General features: G+C 70.7%; 14 protein-coding genes. 11 read left to right on the top strand and 3 right to left on the bottom strand.

Annotated elements, in window-relative coordinates:
• Nucleotides 1–2 precede the first annotated feature (2 nt).
• Nucleotides 3–785, top strand: a complete 783-nt coding sequence (locus ACFY36_RS33565) for an ABC transporter ATP-binding protein (protein ID WP_499749935.1) — start codon at nt 3–5, stop codon at nt 783–785.
• Nucleotides 776–2,383 carry an ABC transporter permease gene (locus tag ACFY36_RS33560; RefSeq protein ID WP_499749934.1) on the top strand — a complete coding sequence of 536 codons (1,608 nt, stop codon included), beginning with the start codon at nt 776–778 and terminating at the stop codon, nt 2,381–2,383. Before ACFY36_RS33565 ends, ACFY36_RS33560 begins: the two co-directional genes overlap by 10 nt.
• Before the next feature lies 1 nt (nt 2,384).
• Here the strand turns inward: ACFY36_RS33560 and ACFY36_RS33555 are convergent, their stop codons facing one another.
• The gene (locus ACFY36_RS33555; protein WP_499749933.1) at nt 2,385–2,612 is read right to left on the bottom strand and encodes a hypothetical protein; all 228 of its coding nucleotides are present in this window, start codon (nt 2,610–2,612) and stop codon (nt 2,385–2,387) included.
• A 26-nt stretch (nt 2,613–2,638) separates the two neighbouring features.
• Nucleotides 2,639–2,869 (bottom strand): hypothetical protein, encoded by a 231-nt coding sequence (locus ACFY36_RS33550; protein WP_342751598.1) that lies wholly within the window; start codon nt 2,867–2,869, stop codon nt 2,639–2,641.
• 81 nt (nt 2,870–2,950) lie between these two features.
• Here ACFY36_RS33550 and ACFY36_RS33545 point away from each other — a divergent pair, with 81 nt between their 5' ends.
• From ACFY36_RS33545 to ACFY36_RS33505, 9 genes are all read left to right on the top strand, one after another.
• Nucleotides 2,951–3,460, top strand: coding sequence for a flavin reductase family protein (locus ACFY36_RS33545; RefSeq protein ID WP_499749932.1), 510 nt, complete (start codon nt 2,951–2,953; stop codon nt 3,458–3,460).
• A gap of 117 nt (nt 3,461–3,577) precedes the next feature.
• On the top strand, nt 3,578–3,934 hold the full coding sequence (locus tag ACFY36_RS33540) for a DUF485 domain-containing protein (protein ID WP_499749931.1): 357 nt from the start codon (nt 3,578–3,580) through the stop codon (nt 3,932–3,934).
• On the top strand, nt 3,934–5,607 hold the full coding sequence (locus ACFY36_RS33535) for a monocarboxylic acid transporter (RefSeq protein WP_499749930.1): 1,674 nt from the start codon (nt 3,934–3,936) through the stop codon (nt 5,605–5,607). Before ACFY36_RS33540 ends, ACFY36_RS33535 begins: the two co-directional genes overlap by 1 nt.
• 102 nt (nt 5,608–5,709) lie before the next feature.
• Nucleotides 5,710–6,918, top strand: a complete 1,209-nt coding sequence (locus ACFY36_RS33530) for an LCP family protein (protein ID WP_499749929.1) — start codon at nt 5,710–5,712, stop codon at nt 6,916–6,918.
• A gap of 19 nt (nt 6,919–6,937) precedes the next feature.
• Entirely contained in the window at nt 6,938–7,273 is a 336-nt protein-coding gene (locus tag ACFY36_RS33525; RefSeq protein ID WP_499749928.1) for a rhodanese-like domain-containing protein, read from the top strand.
• Nucleotides 7,270–8,070 (top strand): glycerophosphodiester phosphodiesterase, encoded by an 801-nt coding sequence (locus tag ACFY36_RS33520; protein WP_499749927.1) that lies wholly within the window; start codon nt 7,270–7,272, stop codon nt 8,068–8,070. The genes ACFY36_RS33525 and ACFY36_RS33520 overlap by 4 nt, the downstream gene beginning before the upstream one ends.
• 56 nt (nt 8,071–8,126) lie before the next feature.
• A complete protein-coding gene (locus ACFY36_RS33515; RefSeq protein ID WP_499749926.1) occupies nt 8,127–9,311 on the top strand; it encodes a sensor histidine kinase in 1,185 nt (394 codons plus the stop codon).
• Nucleotides 9,312–9,349: 38 nt separating this feature from the next.
• Nucleotides 9,350–10,228, top strand: a complete 879-nt coding sequence (locus ACFY36_RS33510; protein WP_499749925.1) for a DUF5926 family protein — start codon at nt 9,350–9,352, stop codon at nt 10,226–10,228.
• 2 nt (nt 10,229–10,230) lie between these two features.
• Complete coding sequence (locus ACFY36_RS33505; protein ID WP_499749924.1) at nt 10,231–10,965, top strand: glycoside hydrolase family 16 protein; 735 nt, start codon at nt 10,231–10,233, stop codon at nt 10,963–10,965.
• A 13-nt stretch (nt 10,966–10,978) separates the two neighbouring features.
• On the opposite strand, the gene ACFY36_RS33500 is transcribed toward ACFY36_RS33505, so the two are convergent.
• Nucleotides 10,979–12,175 (bottom strand): arginine deiminase, encoded by a 1,197-nt coding sequence (locus ACFY36_RS33500; RefSeq protein ID WP_499749923.1) that lies wholly within the window; start codon nt 12,173–12,175, stop codon nt 10,979–10,981.
• Nucleotides 12,176–12,320: the final 145 nt, after the last annotated feature.

The following is a 12,320-nucleotide window of genomic DNA, read 5'->3' as shown; positions in this document are numbered from 1 at the left end:
ACATGACCGTGCCGGCGCAACGTTCGGGTGACCAACCGCCGGCGGCCATGTCGCTCCGCGGCCTGGTCAAGAGTTTCGATACCAAGCTGGCCGTCTCCGCCGTCAGCCTCGACGTGCCGGCCGGCTCGTTCTACGGCCTGCTCGGCCCCAACGGCGCCGGCAAGACCACGACCCTCTCGATGGCCGTCGGTCTCCTCCGGCCCGACGCCGGTCAGGCTTTCCTTCTGGGGTACGACGTGTGGGCCGACCCGGCCGCGGCGAAGGCCCGGCTCGGTGTTCTCCCTGATGGCGTACGCCTTTTCGACCGGCTCACCGGCGCCGAGCTCCTCGCCTATCACGGGCTGCTCCGCGGGATGGACGCCGCGACCGTCGACCAGCGGGCCCGCGAGCTGCTCGACGTGCTCGAGCTCGGCGTCGCCAACAAGACGATGGTGGTCGACTACTCGGCCGGCATGCGCAAAAAGATCGGCCTGGCCTGCGCGCTGCTGCACGCGCCGCGGCTGCTGGTGCTCGACGAGCCGTTCGAGGCGGTCGACCCGGTGTCGGCCGCGCGGATCAGGGACATCCTCCAGCGGTACGTGGCCGGCGGCGGCACGGTGATCTTCTCGAGCCACGTCATGGAGGTGGTCGAGCGGCTCTGCTCGCACGTGGCCATCCTCTCCGACGGCGTGCTGCGGATGCACGGCACGCTCGAAGCCGTGCGCGGCGACCGTTCCCTGGAGGAGGTCTTCGTCCAGGTCGTCGGCGCCCGCGTCGGCACCGGCTCGGAGCTGGCGTGGCTGTGACCACCGCCCCGCCCGGGTCACCTTTGCCGTTCGTCCGGCTCAAGCTGCGGCTCATCGCCAACGGGCTGCGCGGCCGGCCCGGGCGCATCGCCCTGTTCGTGACCGGTCTGCTGTTCTCCGGCGTCTTCGCGGTCGCCGGATACGCGATCTTCGCGGTGCCCGGGGTCCTCGGCGACGAGCAGGCGGCGGCCACGCTGCTGCCGCTCGGCGGGGCGGCGCTGGTGCTGGGCTGGGTGGTGCTGCCCCTGGTCTTCTTCGGCGTGGACGAGTCGCTCGACCCGGCCCGCTTCGCGCTCTTCCCGCTGCGCCGCCGCACCCTGATCACCGGCTTGTTCGCCGCCGCGCTGGTCGGGCTGCCGGCGGTGGCCACAGTGGTCGCGACGGCCGGGACGGTCAGCACGGCCGCGCAGCTCGGCGGGGCCGGAGCGGCCCTGACCCAGGTTGCCGGGGTCGTCGGCGGGCTGCTGCTCTGTGTGGCCGTGAGCCGGGCGGTGACCAGCGCGTTCGCCACCGGGCTGCGGTCGCGGCGCTCGCGCGACCTGGCGGTGATCCTGCTCGCCGTGACGGCCGCGCTGCTCGGCCCGTTGCAGCTGGCCGTGCTGGCCGGCCTGGAGCGGGCCGACTGGGCGGCGTTCGGCACGGTGGCCGACATCGCCGGGTGGACCCCGCTCGGCGCGCCGTGGTCGGTGGGGCTCGACGTCGCGGCGGGGCGTCTCTGGGCCGTACCCCTGAAGCTCTTGATCGTCGCCCTGGCCGTCGCCGGACTGCTGTGGTGGTGGAGCGCGACCCTGGAACGGGCCATGCTCGGCGCCGCCGGCAGTGGGCGAGGCGGCGGCGCCACCGAGACGAGATCGCCGGTCGGCCGCCTGCTGTTCGGGCGGCTGCCGGCCACCCGCTTCGGCGGACTGGTCGCGCGCGAGGTCCGCTACTGGCTGCGGGAGACCCGGCGGCGCGCCTCGCTGATCACCTTCACCGTGGTCGGCCTCTTCCTGCCCCTCTCGATCTCGATGAGCGGCGGATCGCCCGGACCCATGACGCTGTTCGTGGGCGCGCTGGCCGCGATCGCGCTGGCCAACCAGTTCGGCTACGAGGGCAGCGCGTACGCGGCGAACATGACCGCGGGCGTGCCCGGCCCCACCGAGATCCACTCTCGGGCCGCGGCGCACGCCCTGTTCACGGTCCCGCTGCTGGTGGTCGTCGCGGTCGTGGTGGCACTGGTGGGCGGCGGGCGGCCGGAGGCGATCGCCGCGCTGCTCGGCGGGCTTCTCGCGGCCTACGGGGTGGGGCTCGGCGTGGTCCTGCCGATCTCCGTGTTCGCGGCCTATCCGCTGCCCGAGACGACCAGCCCGTTCGCGGTCTCCTCGGGCGGTGGCGTGGCGAAGGGCCTGCTCACGCTCGGCGCGATGGCGGCCACCGTGGTGGTGTCGGCGCCGCTGCTGATCGTCGGCTTCTTCCTCGGCGACGTCTGGCTGTGGATCGGCCTGCCGGTCGGCGCCGCCTACGGCTGCGCGGCCTATCTGATCGGCTCCGGCGTCGCCGGGGACACGTTGGACAGACGCATGCCCGAGGTGCTGGCCGCGGTCACCGCCGGGCGGTGACTCAACGCCGCTTGACCAGGCCGTCCTGCCGTACGAAGATCACTCGCCGCTCGACCGCCTCGCCGGTCGGCCCGAGCACGTAGCCGTCGATCCAGAGCCAGCCGTTGTAGGTCAGCCGGGGGTCGACACGGATGACCCGGAAGGTGAGCGCCCGCTCGCCCTGGAACTGGACGCTGGCCGCCCCGCCCACGTAGATGACCTCGCCGGGACGCGGCAACGCCTCTTCCATTGGCACACGTTACATCCAGGAACTTTTCAGAGAGCGGGGCGAAGACCCTCACGGCGTACGAAGATGCGGCGGCGTTGCAGCGCCACGCCGGTCGGCCCGAGCACGTATCCCTCGAGCCAGAGCCAGCCGTCGTACGTGCTGCGCGTGTCCACCCGGATCAGCCGGAAGGTGAGTGCCCGGGCGCCCTCGAACTGCACACTCGCGTCGGCGCCGACGAGCAGTACCTCTCCCGGGTGCAACTGCACTTGCTGATGCACGGGCGACCTCCTCCCGTAGGAAGATAGTTGTTGATCAATGTTGGCGGATAGAGTCGTGCACCTTCTGTAAGCAAAGCCAGAATGGTCGGCGTGACGATTCACTCGACCGATCCCTTCGCCACCCCGGACGAGGAGAAGTCCGCGGTCCGGCGCCTGCGCGGCCGGCTGGCCAGTCCGGTCACCCTCTGGACCACGCCCGGACCGGCCGGGCTGACCGTCTCGTCGGCGCTGATCGCCGACGGCGATCCGGGCCGGGTCCTCGGCCTGATCGACGACGAGAGCGACTTCTGGGACGCGGCGGAGACCAGCGGCCGGTTCGCGGTGGTCCCGTTGACACCGGCCGACCGGCAGCTCGCCGACCGCTTCGCCGGCCTCATGCCCGCGCCCGGCGGGCTCTTCGCGTCCGATGAGTGGATCGACACCGACTACGGCCCGGTGCCCGCCGGGCACGGCACCTGGGCCGGCTGCCGGATCGAGTCGTCGCGCGAATGCGGCTGGGCGCTGCTGGTCGAGGCCGTGATCGAGACGATCACCGTCGATTCCCCGGCCGGACCGCTGATCCACTATCGAGGGAGGTACCGGGAGTTGTGACCCGTTGGGCGCAGTCAGACGGCCACTCGGCGCAACGGCCGACCAGGGGTCAGTGACCGGCCCGCAATCTCCGTACGTTGCCGGAAAGTCCGCCCCACCCGAAGGTGGTGAAACCCGGTGACTACCGAAGTGCCCTCGACCTCCGCCGAGAGGTACGTGGCCGTCCAGCAGTCCGAGGAGTTCGGAAGGCTGCGTCACATAGTCCGCAGCTTCGTCTTCCCGATGACGGCCGCGTTCTTCCTCTGGTACGCCCTTTACGTCCTGCTCTCCGCGTATGCCCGCGGTTTCATGAGCACCAAGATCGTCGGCAACATCAACGTGGCGCTGGTCTTCGGCCTGCTCCAGTTCCTCTCGACGTTCCTCATCGCCTGGTACTACTCGCGCTACGCGGCCCAGAAGATCGACCCGCTGGCCCAGCAGATCTACGACGAGATCGAAAGCGGCGGCGACAAGGACAAGGGGAGCGACGCCTGATGGAACCGCACTTCCTCGCCGCCGAGGCCACCGCCTCCTCCTCGCGCGGGCTCACCATCACGCTCTTCCTGGTCTTCGTCGCGATCACCCTGGGGATCACGATCTGGGCCAGCCGGCAGACCAAGACCGCCACCGACTTCTACGCCGGTGGCCGCCAGTTCTCCGGTTTCCAGAACGGCATGGCGATCGGCGGCGACTACATGTCGGCGGCGTCCTTCCTGGGCATCGCCGGCCTGATCGCGCTCTACGGCTACGACGGCTTCCTCTACTCGATCGGCTTCCTGGTCGCCTGGCTGGTGGCGCTGCTGCTGGTCGCCGAATATCTGCGCAACTCGGGCCGCTACACGATGGCCGACGTGCTGGCGTTCCGCATGCGCCAGCGGCCGGTGCGCACCGCGGCCAGCGTCTCCACCATCGTCGTGTCGATCTTCTACCTGATCGCGCAGATGGTCGGCGCCGGCGCGCTCGTCTCGCTGCTGCTGGGCATCAAGCCGGGCGCCACCTTCCTCGGCATGGACGCGGACACGGCCAAGGTCGCCACGATCATCCTGGTCGGCGCCCTGATGATCGTCTACGTCGTGGTCGGCGGCATGAAGGGCACGACGTACGTCCAGATCGTCAAGGCCTTCATGCTGATGACCGGCGCCCTGCTCATGACGATCCTGGTGCTGGCGCACTACAAGTTCAACCTGTCCGAGCTGCTCGGTGACGCGGCCGCACAGTCGGGCAAGGGCGACGCCTTCCTCGAGCCGGGCCTGCGCTACGGCGTCGAGACAGCGAGCGCCTCGGCCACCTTCTACAGCAAGATGGACCTGCTCTCGCTGGGCATCGCGCTGGTGCTCGGCACGGCCGGCCTGCCGCACATCCTGACCCGGTTCTACACCGTGCCGACCAGCCGGATCGCCCGCAAGAGCGTGCTCTGGGCGATCGGCATCATCGGCACCTTCTACCTGTTCACCCTGGCCCTCGGCTTCGGCGCGGCGGCCCTGGTGGGCGGCAAGAACATCACCGCGCAGGACAAGGCCGGCAACACCGCGGCGCCGCAGCTCGCCCAGGCGCTCGGCATCGACTACTTCGGCGGTGACACCGGCGGCGCGATCATGCTGGCCGTGATCGCGGCGGTCGCCTTCGCCACGATCCTGGCCGTGGTGGCCGGCCTGACGCTGGCCTCGTCGTCGAGCCTCGCGCACGACTTCTACGCCAACGTCATCAAGCGCGGTCAGGCCTCCGAGCGGGACGAGGTGCGGGTCGCCCGCATCTCGGCCCTGGTCATCGGCGCGGTGGCGATCGCGCTCTCGATCTTCGCGCAGAGCCTGAACGTGGCCTTCCTGGTGGCGCTGGCGTTCGCGGTGGCCGCCTCGGCCAACCTGCCGGCGATCCTCTACAGCCTGTTCTGGAAGCGGTTCAACACGTCCGGCGCGATCTGGTCGATCTACGGCGGCCTGATCGTGGCCGTGGGCCTGGTCTTCTTCTCGCCGGTCGTCTCCGGCTCGCCGACGGCCATGTTCCCCGACCACGACTGGCACTGGTTCCCGCTGTCGAACCCGGGCCTCATCTCGATCCCGGCCGGCTTCCTGGCCGGCTGGATCGGCACGGTCATCTCCAAGGAGACCGACGCCGACAAGTACGCCGAGCTCGAGGTCCGGTCGCTAACCGGACACGGCGCGCACTGACCTGGGGAAATATGAAGGGGGGAGAGGAGTCCTCTCCCCCCTTCGTGCCGCGTCGCCCGTTAAGACGAGGCGAACGGGCGCGGGGTCCGTAACCTTGCTTTCATGTCTGCTCCCACCTCTCCGTACGGCAATCAGTCGGGAAGAGCCTCCGTTCCGCCCGCGGGCCGGGCCACGGCACGTCCGTCACGCCCGTCCGGGCCGGGAGAGGACTGGCCGCCCCGTGGCAGCGGCGGTGGCGGCGGTGGCCGCCCGCCCGCCGGTGGCGGGGGCAGCGGCAACTCGTACCGGGGAAACCGCCCGCGGCCGCGCTGGAAGCGCATCGCCCTGCTGGCCGGTCTGGCGCTCCTGATCATCGCGGTCATCGCCGGCATCTCCCTCTACGGATATGCCCGCAACCTCGACCAGGACCTCAAGCGCACCGACGCCTTCTCCGGCATATCGACCGACCGCCCGGCCAAGGCGATCGAGGGCGCGCAGAACATCCTGCTGGTGGGCAGCGACTCCCGTGACCCGGACGCCAAGGACGACGGCGCCGGCAAGTGGCGGGCCGACACGCTGATCCTCATGCACGTCCCCGAGGACCACAAGAGCGCCCAGCTCATCTCGATCCCCCGCGACCTGTGGGTGACCATTCCCAAGAGCAACGACGCCGAGTGCTCCGACGGCAGCCGCGCCAAGATCAATGCGGCCTTCGCCTTCGGTGGCCTGCCCCGCGCCGTGCACACCGTGGAGTGCATGACCGACGTCAAGATCGACCACGTCATGGCGATCGACTTCGGCGGCTTCAAAGAGGTCACCGACGCGCTCGGCGGCGTCGACCTGAAGGTCGAGCAGACCATCACGTCGATCCACAAGCCGCACCGGGTGTTCAAGAAGGGCATGATGCACATGAACGGCGAGCAGGCGCTCGACTGGGTGCGCCAGCGCAAGCAGTTCGCCCGCGGCGACTTCGCCCGCATGCAGCACCAGCAGGAGTTCCTCAAGGCCCTGATGGCGAAGGCGACGAGCTCGGGCACGATCACCAACCCCGGCAAACTGAACTCGTTCCTCAAGGCGGTCACGGCCGCCGTCACCGTCGACAACGACTTCTCGCTGACCGACATGGCCTCCGAGCTGCGCGGCGTCCGCGGCGACAACCTCACCTTCATCACCAGCCCCAACAAGGGCGCCGACACCATCGGCGGTCAGTCGGTGGTGGTCTCCGACCGGGAGAAGGCGCTGGGGCTCTACAAGGCGGTCGCGTCCGACCAGATGACCGAGTGGATGTCGGCCAACCTGAAGAAGGGGTCGACCGCCACCACCGGTGGCTGACCCCCGTACGCTTAATGCCGTGTTCGGACCCCAAGTGCCCAGCGTGACCGCCGTCGAGGTCGAGGACGGCGCCTACCTTCTCGATGTTCGCGAGCCCGACGAGTGGGCGGCGGGCCACGCGCCCGGCGCCCACCACGTCCCGATGATGGAGATCCCGGCCCGCGTGGCCGAGGTGCCGACCGATGTCGAGGTCGTGGTGGTGTGCCGTTCCGGCGGCCGCTCCGGCCAGGTCGTGTCGTACCTCATGGGCAACGGCTGGGACAACGTGCGCAACCTCGACGGCGGCATGAAGTCCTGGGCGGCTTCCGGCCGCGAGGTCGTCAGTGAGAACGGTCAGCCACCCAGCGTCCTGTGAACCCCGATTACCGTCCTCTGGTCTTCGCGCACCGTGGCGGCGGTGACGCGCTGCCCGAGCACACCCTCGGGGCCTATCTCCAGGCGCTGAAGGACGGTGTGGACGGGCTCGAGTGCGACGTCCGGCTGACCCGCGACGGCCACCTGGTCTGCGTGCACGACCGGCGGCTCGGCCGCACCAGCAACGGCCGCGGCCTGGTCAGCACCAAGACCCTGGCCCAGCTCGACTCGCTCGACTTCGGCTCGTGGCATCCGGGCTATCCGGTCGACGAGGAACCGCTGCCCGATCTGACCCGGCTGCTCACCCTCGACCGGCTGCTGGAAGCGGTGCGTGACAGCGGCCGGCAGGTGCGGCTACTCATCGAGACCAAGCATCCGTCACGCTACGGCGCCGAGGTCGAGCGGCGGCTCGTGCAGATGCTGCACCGGCACGGGCTGGCCGAGCAGCGCCCCGGCGACCCCGTCCGGGTGACGGTGATGTCGTTCGCGGCGCTGGCCCTGCGCCGCATCCGGGCCCAGGCGCCGACCATCCCGACGGTCTATCTGGTCGAGCTGCTGCCGCCGGGGGTCGGGGTGACCCGGGGCCGTCTGCCGTTCGGCGCGCGCATCGCCGGGCCGGGCGTCGGGCTGGTGCGGGCGCGCCCGGGCCTGATTTCCGCGATCCGGGCCGCCGGCCATCAGGCGTACGTCTGGACGGTCAACGAGAAGTCCGACCTCGACCTGGTGCTGGAGCAGCGGGTCGACGGGGTGATCACCGACCGGCCGCGCTTCGTCCTCGACCGTCTCGCCGAAATGTGACGTACACCACTTCGCGGCCCTGCCCAAAAACAGGGAAGCGAGGCACACTCGCAAGCATGCCGGACCGCCCCGACTACAGCGCGCTGACGCGAGGTCAGATCGCCCTCCTCGACCGGATCAACGACGGCGAGACGGGGCTGCCCACGCTGCAACAGGTCGTCCGGCTGGCCCAGGAGGCGCTCGGCGGGCGGGGCGCCGGCTTCGCGGAATACGCGCCCGACCACGGCCGCATCATCGCGGCCACCGGCGCCTGCGCCCCCGCCATCGGCCGCCGGGTCGACCGCGCCGACTCCCGCCTCCGCGGCGGCCGCACGCTGCTCATCCCCCTCGACTCGCTGAACGACGAGTTCGCCAAGCACGTCGAGGGCGGTGACCTGCGCCGCATGCTCGGCGCCCGCTGCGAGGTCGGCGACGCGATAGTCGGCTCCCTGCACGTCTACTTCGGCGACGACGACGGTGAGCCCGGCCCGGAGCACCACGCCGTGCTCGAGCTGCTCGCCGCGCACGTGGGGCGGCTCTACGCGGCCCGCGCGGGCCTGCCGGTGCACAGCTCCACCCGCCAGGACGCCCGCGACCTCTGGGTCGCCGTCACCAGCCACGAGCTGCGCACCCCGGTCACGGTCATCAAGGGGTACGCCGACACGCTGACCAACCACTGGGGGTCGCTCGGCGAGGACGGCCGTCAGGAGGCGGTGCGGATCATCGGCACCCGCGCCGGCGAGCTGGCCCGCCTGGTCGACCGCCTGCTCTCGGCGGCCAGCGACGACGGTGAGATCGGCGGTTCCCCGGCCGGCCCGTTCGACCTTCCCGAGACGCTGCGGGGCGCGGTCGAGGAGCTGCCGGCCGACCTGCGCCGGCGCATGCTGACCGGCAACCTTCCGGCGGAGCTCCCCAAGGCGTACGGGGAAAGAGACTCGATCGCGACGATCCTGACCGAGCTGACCACGAACGCCGGCAAATACTCGCCGCCCGACTCGCTGATCGAGCTCTGCGCCGGCGTGGACGAGGAGACGCTGCGCTTCCGGGTCTCCGATCGGGGCGTCGGCATCAGGCCCGAGCACGTCGAGCGGGCCTTCGAGCGCTACTGGCAGGGCGAGTCCGGCGACCGGCAGCACCACCCCGGCGCCGGCCTGGGGCTCTACCTCGTACGGCGGCTCGTCGAGCGCCAGCACGGATGGGTGTCGCTGCGCCCGCGCGAGGGTGGCGGCACCACGGCCGAGGTCCGTCTCCCGCGAGCCTGAAAAGACACGGGGCCCTTCACCGCCTAGGCTGTGTCGCCGTGAGCAAGCGTCGCAACCAACGCCAGTCCGCACCGAAACGCGAGAAGGTGCGGGACATCTTCGTCGCCCGGCCGTTCGAGGGCATGGCCGACGAGCCGGAGTGGATCGCGCTTCGTGAGCTCGTCCCGGCCGCGTCGGCGCCGCTGACCCTCAAGCCCGAGATCATCGAGGAGTACGGGGACCGCCCGATCACCCTCTCGACGGTGCTCCCGATGGCCTGGCCGGCGATGACGCGCCAGGACGGGCGGGTCTTCATCGGCTTGCAGCGGCACGTCCAGTCCGGTGACGTCTCCCGCGACCTCGCGGTGGCGATCCTCAGCGCGCTGCGCACCGAGCCCGGCGACACCGTGTCGGTGCCGGCCCTGCCCGGTGAGGGCCCACGCCTCCAGGACGTGCTGGTCGACGGCCCCCTCGAGATCACCATGCACGACGGCTTCGAGTACTGGCTCGACGCCGAGCAGGCCGAGGACCCGAACGTGAAGGCGTCCCTCGAACGGGCGAACGCCTCCATCTATCCGACGGTGCGCCTGCAGAGCGCCCACGCGGCGTACTGGTGCCGGGTCGCCCCCGACAAGGGCCACGTCCGCTGGGTGCTGCCCGAGGCGGAGGACAAGGCGCTCGACGCGCTGGCCCGCCTGTCGGCCTCCGGCGACCTGCTGCTGGGCGAGAACACGAAGTTCGCCGGCATGTTCCGGGCCCACGGCCTGCTCGTGCCCGTCTGGGACATCCCGGGCGAGGGCGAGGGCGCCGACTGGGAGGCCCCGCTGGCCGACTTCGCCAAGCGCTACGCCGACATCCTGGCCGAGACGGGCCCGCTGGACGCCGACGCCCGCCGCGCCAAGCAGGGCCTCATCGGCCGCCAGCTGACTTTGCGCTGACCATGCTGGACGAGCGGTTCACCTCTCCGGAGCTGGACCGCTCTGTCTGGGTTCCGTGGTATTTGCCGCATTGGAGTTCCCGCGCGCAATCCGAGGCGACCTACGAAGTGGGCGGCGGGGAGCTTCGTCTCAACATCCCCGCCGGCCAGCCGCTGTGGGCCGAGGGCGTGCACGAGACGCCGCTGCGCGTCTCGGGGATCCAGAGCGCCAACTACTCCGGGCCGGTCGGCAGCACGATCGGCGGGCAGCCGTTCCGCGACGGCCTTCAGGTCCGCGAGGAGCAGGGTGAGTTCTGGGGGGCGACACCGGTCTACGCCGACGTGGAGATCACCATGCGCGGCGTCATCACGCCGCGGTCCATGGTCGCGTTCTGGCTGGCCGGCATCGAGATCGCGCCCGAGCTCTCCGGCGAGATCTGCGTGATGGAGGTCTTCGGCACCGCCCCGCATGAGATCGGCATGGGCCTGCATCGTTTTCGCGACCCCCACCTGACCGAGGAGTGGGGAACCGTCACGCATTCCTTGGACATTTCCGACTTCCATGCGTACGGCGTGAGGTGGCGCCGGGAGTCGCTGGCCTTCACGATCGACGGCGAGGTCGTCAAGCGCGTCGAACAGGCTCCGCAGTACCCGATGCAGCTCCAGATCGCCGTCTTCGACTTCCCCGACCGGGCCGACCTGGTGGAGGGGCCGGCCCCGGTGCCGGAGCTGATCGTCTCCCGCGTCACCTGCTCTTAGCCGCTTCCGCTTCTCAGCCGAGGGGCTCTCGCTCGATCGGGCAGCTCATGCAGCGCGGGCCGCCTCGGCCGCTTCCCAACTCGCTGCCGCTGATCCGCACCACCTCGATGCCGGCCCGCTCCAGCTGGGCGTTGGTTTCGACATTTCGCTCATAAGCCACACACAGCCGGGGCCCGATGGCGAGCGTGTTGTTGCCGTCGTCCCACTGCTCGCGCTCGGCGGTGACGGGGTCCAGACCGGTGTCTATTATCCGCAACCGGTCGATACCCATCGCCTCGGCCGCGGCCTCCAGGAACGGCCTCGGCCCGCGGGCCCGCGGCTCGCCGTCGGCGTCCGCCTTCACCGTGTACGCCTGGAGGGTGTCGGCGATGTTCGGATACATGACCACGGCGTCGACGTCGACCATCGTGCAGACCGTGTCCAGGTGCATGGTCGCGCGCTCCTGGGCGATCGGCACGGCCAGGATGGTGTGCGCGAGCCCGGCCGCGAAAACCCGCCGGGCCAGCCGCTCGGCGCCGGCCGGCGTGGTGCGCTCGCCGACGCCGATGGCGAGCACGTTCGGCGCCAGCAGCAGCACGTCGCCGCCCTCGAGATGCTCCAGCCCGGGGTCGTAGAGCAGCTCGGCCCCGGCGAAGCGCGGGTGGTAGCGGTAGATCGCCTGGGTCAGGGTCGTCTCCCGGTTGCGGGCCGGCATGGCGAGGCTGGTGACCGCCACCCGGTCACGCACCCAGACCGAGGAGTCGCGGGTGAACAGCAGGTTGGGCAGCGGGTCGATCACGAAGTCGTGCCGGTCCATGAGCTCGTAGACCAGCCCGCCCGGCCCCGGTTTCAGCTCCTCGTGGGCCAGCCCGGCCATCAGCACGTCGGCCAGCCGCCGCGGGTCCTGATCGGCGAGGTAGCGCCCCACGCTGTCGCGCAGGGTGTCGCCGAGCCGGCGGTCGGCCAGCACCCCGGCGGTCAGCTCCTCGCGGGCCTCGGCGATGGCGAGCGTCTCGGCCAGCAGCTCGCCGAGATGAAGCACCTCCACGCCGCGCTCACGCAGGGCCGCCGCGAAGGCGTCGTGCTCCTCCTGCGCCCGCCCGACCCAGGGAATCGCATCGAACAGCAGCGAATCGTTGTTTCTGGGGGTCAATCGGGCCAACTCGGGTCCCGGCCGGTGCAGGAGCACCGTGCGGAGCCTGCCCACCTCGCTGTCGACGTAGTGCGCCACAGCCCGACCGTACCCCCCAGTCGATCTCCCAGCACTCCTCGCGGTTGTTCGATGACGTTCTGTCTAGATCATGAGACACCTGTGCATGAACCCGGCGCGCCGACTAACTTTGTCCGAGAACCAGTCGAACAGGGGAACGGGCGCC

The organism is Actinoplanes sp. NPDC000266, from assembly GCF_042899005.1.
In the GTDB taxonomy this organism is placed as follows: domain Bacteria; phylum Actinomycetota; class Actinomycetes; order Mycobacteriales; family Micromonosporaceae; genus Actinoplanes.
Note: the sequence above shows the minus strand (reverse complement) of the source record. Positions and strands in the feature narration are given on the sequence as shown.

Bases quoted from the DNA above. Each gene is read 5' to 3' on its own strand.
- ACFY36_RS33545 (WP_499749932.1), top strand. From the start codon at position 2,951: ATGGTCGGCGTGACGATTCACTCGACCGATCCCTTCGCCACCCCGGAC.
- ACFY36_RS33565 (WP_499749935.1), top strand. From the start codon at position 3: ATGACCGTGCCGGCGCAACGTTCGGGTGACCAACCGCCGGCGGCCATG.
- ACFY36_RS33515 (WP_499749926.1), top strand. From the start codon at position 8,127: ATGCCGGACCGCCCCGACTACAGCGCGCTGACGCGAGGTCAGATCGCC.
- ACFY36_RS33555 (WP_499749933.1), bottom strand. From the start codon at position 2,612: ATGGAAGAGGCGTTGCCGCGTCCCGGCGAGGTCATCTACGTGGGCGGG.
- ACFY36_RS33530 (WP_499749929.1), top strand. From the start codon at position 5,710: ATGTCTGCTCCCACCTCTCCGTACGGCAATCAGTCGGGAAGAGCCTCC.
- ACFY36_RS33535 (WP_499749930.1), top strand. From the start codon at position 3,934: ATGGAACCGCACTTCCTCGCCGCCGAGGCCACCGCCTCCTCCTCGCGC.
- ACFY36_RS33505 (WP_499749924.1), top strand. From the start codon at position 10,231: ATGCTGGACGAGCGGTTCACCTCTCCGGAGCTGGACCGCTCTGTCTGG.